This is a genomic window from Bacillus sanguinis (assembly GCF_018332475.1).
Lineage (GTDB): Bacteria > Bacillota > Bacilli > Bacillales > Bacillaceae_G > Bacillus_A > Bacillus_A sanguinis.
In genome coordinates, this window is sequence record NZ_BOQB01000096.1 from 1 (window position 1) to 5,569 (window position 5,569).

Sequence of the window (5,569 nt, forward strand, 5' to 3'; positions counted from 1 at the left end):
AAGTGATGTAGGCACTTTTAAGTACCTATACTAAGTGAGTAATAATAAACATAATGAATAAATCATGCTGCAAAAATAACATCTATCCTTTCTTCAAAAAGCTTTACAATTGCTTTCGCAAGTACGTTGCATTATTTCACGTACTATCCCCCTTCTTTATATAAAATTCTCACTAACCAAATTCAAAATATTATACTTATTTTTCGTACTTTGCTATGCTATAACCACGAACAGGAGGTAAGGACCAATGAAAGCACAAATTATCCATTCTTTTGGAGATTCATCTGTATTTCAATTAGAAGAAGTTGCAAAACCAAAACTTTTACCAGGTCATGTTCTAATTCATGTAAAAGCAACAAGTGTAAATCCAATTGATACGAAAATGCGCAGTGGCGCTGTTTCATCAGTTGCTCCTGAATTCCCAGCTATATTACACGGGGATGTAGCTGGTATTGTTATAGGAGTAGGAGAAGGCGTTTCGAAATTCAAAACTGGTGATGAAGTATATGGATGTGCTGGAGGTTTTAAAGAAACTGGAGGTGCACTTGCAGAGTTTATGCTTGCTGATGCGCGATTAATTGCTCATAAGCCTAACAATTTAACAATGGAAGAAGCAGCTGCCTTGCCATTAGTTGCAATTACAGCTTGGGAATCTTTATTTGATCGTGCAAATATTAAACCTGGTCAGAACGTTCTCATTCATGGAGCTACTGGTGGCATAGGACACGTAGCCATTCAATTAGCTAAATGGGCAGGTGCTAAAGTTTTTACAACTGCTTCTCAGCAAAACAAAATGGAAATAGCCCATCGTCTAGGAGCCGACATAGCTATTAATTATAAAGAAGAATCTGTTCAAGAATATGTGCAAAAACATACGAATGGCAACGGATTTGAGGTTATATTTGATACAGTAGGTGGCAAGAATCTAGACAATTCTTTTGAAGCTGCTGCGGTCAATGGAACTGTCGTAACAATTGCAGCCCGTTCAACTCATGACCTCTCTTCTTTACACGCAAAAGGACTCTCTCTGCACGTTACTTTTATGGCGTTAAAAATATTACATACAGATAAACGTAATGATTGCGGAGAAATCTTAACGAAAATAACGCAAATTGTAGAAGAAGGAAAACTTCGCCCGTTACTAGATTCTAAATCTTTCACGTTTGATGAAGTTGCTCAAGCACATGATCATTTGGAGTCGAATAAAGCAATAGGTAAAATAGTGTTGAAAAACGTTTGGTAACTTATAACTCGATAATATAAATAATTGATTCATGCTGTTTAGCTAATTAAGCTTAATGCGTAGATTAATTGTACAAATGTCAAACAAGGCGATCAAAAATGATCGCCTTGTTCTTTTTTAAATATAATAGTATTTTTCCGATTTCATCAATAGCATAGCCCTATCCCGAAAAAGAGCCAATAACTCTACAATAGCTAGACCGTATTATTACATTTGAATATTACTTATGAAATTTCACACGCTCTTCAAGCGGTTGGAATTCTTTTTCACCTGGTGCAGCCGTTGGATTACCAAATGGCATTTGTGCAATGAGCTTCCAATTAACAGGAACGTTCCATTCTTGTTTTACCTCATCATCAATTAACGGATTATAATGTTGTAAAGATGCACCTAATCCCTCTGCTTCTAATGCTGTCCACACAACTAACTGGTGCATACCTGATGCTTGGTGTGACCAAATTGGGAAGTTTTCAGCATATGCAGCAAATTTTTCTTGAAGCGATTTAACGATAGACTCATCTTCAAAGAATAATACTGTTCCATAACCAGCTTTAAAGGAATCCATTTTTTGTTGCGTTCCTGAAAAATCTCCGTCTCCAACTACTTTTCTTAATGTTTCAGTTGTAATATCCCATAATTTATTATGAGCTTCACCAAATAATACAACTACTCGCGCAGTTTGTGAATTGAAAGCTGATGGAGTATATTTTACAGCAAACTCCACAATTTCTTTAATTTTTTCATCTGATACTTGTACCTCTTTATTAATCCCATAGTAAGTACGTCTTTCTTTCAGTGCAGTATAGAAATCTTTTGTCATAATTCATTTCCTCCCAAGCTTTAATATTCTTCAAAATGATACATCTCGAAGATAATATGCGTTTAAATGAGTCCATTTTTAAATCATTGAACTCCATAACACCAATTGCCAGTCATTCTGAATCTAAACCACTGCTTATTGCTTCAGTTTACCTAAAAAACTCTTATAGCATCATTGATACAATCTAGTGATCATTCGGTATTATTTTCCCCATTCTCTATTCATGTATTCTGCTTGTTTCATATTTACACAAATATGAAAATAACCTTAAATTGATGATCAAAAAAGCCAGGTAACATGAATAACACATTACCTGGCTTTTTACATTGTAAATTCAACTAACCATGTTTAATGAATAGTAGTCAAAACTATACTCATCGCTTATTTAATAATTAACATCTCATAAGGATGTTGTTCCATAAATCTGTTCTCCCACGGAATATCTAATGAAGTCCAATTTGAACCGCCATCTACCGATTGATAAACCCCTTTATTACTAAATAAATAGAACGTTCCATCACTTGTTGCCTTTAATACTGGTATGATTGTGCCCTTAGGAGTTGGTAAACCTGCATTCATTTCTGTCCAAGGCTGATCTTTTTCTTTTTTATAAATAAATGATTCACAATTTCCATTATTGTAATCGTGTGCTACGTGTGGATTTGAAGATGTCGCGATAATAATATTTTCCGGATCATTAGGATTAACTGCCATTTGATATGCGTAATGATGCTTTAGCCCACTACACATATAGTTCCAAGTCTTACCTCCATCATTACTCTCTGCATACTCGTGACCTGGTTCTTTCAAGAATGAATCACCTAACACCCCGTATAAACGATTTGGGGCATTGCGATGTGATTTAAGAATGTGAATATCTTGAGGATAGTTCCCCTCTTTTTCCTCAGTCCATGTCATACCACCATCTACACTTTTAATTAATCCTCCTACCTCAATCGTTGTATAAATAGTTTCTGGATTATTAGCATCAATTTCAATATGTTTTACATGGTGCGTATATGTTCGTTGAGGGAAGAACCATGATGAATACGATGGTATTTGTCGATAATCCGTTAGCAGTTCAAAACTGTCTCCTCCATTTTTAGATACAAACATTGCGCTCGGTTCAATTCCTACATATACAATCCCGTTACCGTCATCCCCCTTTGCTGGAGATACAGCAACTGCTGTAATAGCTCTCATATGAATAGCATTAGCCGGGAAAACTTCACCAAAGGAAGGTAACGTACCAATCGCTTCCCATGAACTTCCTCCATCTTTACTTCTCCATAATCCCCTATCAAAAGTACCACAATACATTCTTTCTGGATCGTATGGATCAGAAGCTAAAGCAACTGGATTCGCACCTATAAACTGCGACTGGACGCTCCATGTTGATTCTTTTTTTTCTGCAATTACAAGTTCTCTATCAAACGCTAATATAAATTTTTCCATAAATCAAATCTCCTCGTTTCATGAATTTTCTACTATGTTATTTAAATTTTGAGCATTACAAGTTAAGAGGTACCTTTTATATGCTATAGCATATAAAAGGTGAATTTTATAAGCAATATGTGATTAAAAACTTACATTATATAATTTGTTAACTTCACATTAGTATAATGAACAAGATGTCCTGTTACCTCATATAAGTCCATATGCCACCACCAAATAAATCACAACATACATGCTATAGCATACATATTATAGAATGCATGATTACATGTCAAACTTTAATACTATTTTAGAATCCGTTCTTTAAATCACCTAAAGTAATTTAAAAGTCATAATATAAACAGAAGCATTTTATTGAATAAAAAATAAAAAAAGAGTGCAACTTTGCACTCTTTTTACCCATTCTTTAATCTTAGAAATCAAAATTATCAGGATCTGGACCAACGCGGTGATTTTGATTTAACGCATCGATTTTTTCCATATCTTCTTTCGTTAATTCAAAGTTAAACACATCAGCATTTGCAATAATACGGTGTTCTTTCGTTGATTTCGGAATTGTAATAACTCCATTTTGAAGATCCCAACGTAAAATAACTTGCGCTGTCGTTTTACCATGTTTCTCAGCAATCTCTTGTAATGTTTCATTATCTAATAATTGCCCTTGCATTAGTGGTGACCATGCTTCCATTTGAATACCTTGTTCTTTACAGAAAGCTTGTAATTCTTTTTGTGTTAAACGAGGATGGTATTCTACTTGGTTGATCATTGGCTTAATTTCTGCATCTTTTATTACATCTTGCAAGTGATGAATTTGGAAGTTACTTACGCCAATTGCACGTACACGCTTTTCTTTATATAGTGTTTCCAACGCTCTCCACGTATCTTTATACTTCCCTTCTACAGGCCAGTGAACAAGATATAGGTCTAAATAATCTAGTTTTAATTTTTTTAAGCTCTCTTCATATGCAGCAATTGTTTCTTCATATCCTTGATCTACGTTCCACACTTTTGAAGTGATAAATAATTCTTCTCTTGAAATTCCAGTTGCTTCAATACCTGCACGGATTCCCTCACCTACAGCTGCTTCATTTCCATAAATCGCCGCTGTATCGATACTACGGTATCCTGCTTTAATTGCTGATTTAATTGCTTCTACAAGTTCTGGTCCTTCTTCTACTTTAAATACACCTAAACCGAACCAAGGCATTTCTACACCGTTATGCAATGTTGTTGTACTTTGTAAGTTTTTCATTTTATTTTCTCTCCTTTTATTTTACTTGATCTCGTTTTTCTAATGACATACTCCACGCCGTTAAAATAACAGCACCTACTACCATAACGCCGCCTACCCAAGCTGTATGAATTAACCCTAACGAGTTCGTTACAATACCGCCTAAATAAGCACCAAGAGCAATCCCAGCATTAAACGCCGCAATATTAATTGCCGATGCAACATCGACAGCACTCGGTACAAATCGTTCAGCTAACATTACGACATATACTTGTAACCCTGGAACATTCATAAATGCGAATAGTCCCATGAAAATAATTGTGATTAACCCAGCTACCTTAAATGGTGCTGTAAATGTTAAAACAAATAATATAATCGCTTGAATAAAGAACATGTAAAATAGCGCTCGAATCGGATTATGGTTCGATAATTTCCCGCCAATCACATTCCCTATCGCGATTGCGATTCCATACACTAATAAAATGATAGTAACTGTATTAGCTTTAAATCCTGTTACTTCTTGTAATAACGGAGATAAATACGTAAATGTTACGAATGTACCACCGTATCCAAGTGCAGTAATGATGAAAACAAGTAACAGTCTTCCGTTGGTGATCAGTTTAAATTGATCGCGGAATGATACAGACGTACCCTTTTTCATATTAGATGGAATGAGAATACTATTTGCAATTAAGGCAATAATTCCAATTACTACAATTGCTAAAAATGATGTTCTCCAGCCAAATTGTTGACCAATAAATGTTCCAATTGGTGTACCTGTAATAGTTGCGACTGTTACGCCAGTAAACATAATCGCAAT

The 5,569-nt window shown here is 35.1% G+C and carries 5 protein-coding genes; 1 reads left to right on the forward strand and 4 read right to left on the reverse strand.

Annotated elements, in window-relative coordinates; genetic code table 11:
- Window positions 1-247: 247 nt before the first annotated feature.
- Window positions 248-1,243, forward strand: a complete 996-nt coding sequence (locus tag KI369_RS12295; protein WP_212956119.1) for a zinc-dependent alcohol dehydrogenase family protein — start codon at window positions 248-250, stop codon at window positions 1,241-1,243.
- Between the two features lie 220 nt (window positions 1,244-1,463).
- Here the strand turns inward: KI369_RS12295 and KI369_RS12300 are convergent, their stop codons facing one another.
- From KI369_RS12300 to KI369_RS12315, 4 genes are all read right to left on the reverse strand, one after another.
- On the reverse strand, window positions 1,464-2,063 hold the full coding sequence (locus KI369_RS12300) for a nitroreductase family protein (protein WP_212956120.1): 600 nt from the start codon (window positions 2,061-2,063) through the stop codon (window positions 1,464-1,466).
- A 381-nt stretch (window positions 2,064-2,444) separates the two neighbouring features.
- Window positions 2,445-3,518 (reverse strand): WD40/YVTN/BNR-like repeat-containing protein, encoded by a 1,074-nt coding sequence (locus tag KI369_RS12305; protein ID WP_212956121.1) that lies wholly within the window; start codon window positions 3,516-3,518, stop codon window positions 2,445-2,447.
- Between the two features lie 412 nt (window positions 3,519-3,930).
- On the reverse strand, window positions 3,931-4,770 hold the full coding sequence (gene pgoN, locus KI369_RS12310; protein WP_212956122.1) for a glyoxal/methylglyoxal reductase: 840 nt from the start codon (window positions 4,768-4,770) through the stop codon (window positions 3,931-3,933).
- 16 nt (window positions 4,771-4,786) lie between these two features.
- The coding region (locus tag KI369_RS12315; RefSeq protein ID WP_212956123.1) for an MFS transporter at window positions 4,787-5,569 on the reverse strand (783 nt) is incomplete at its 5' end.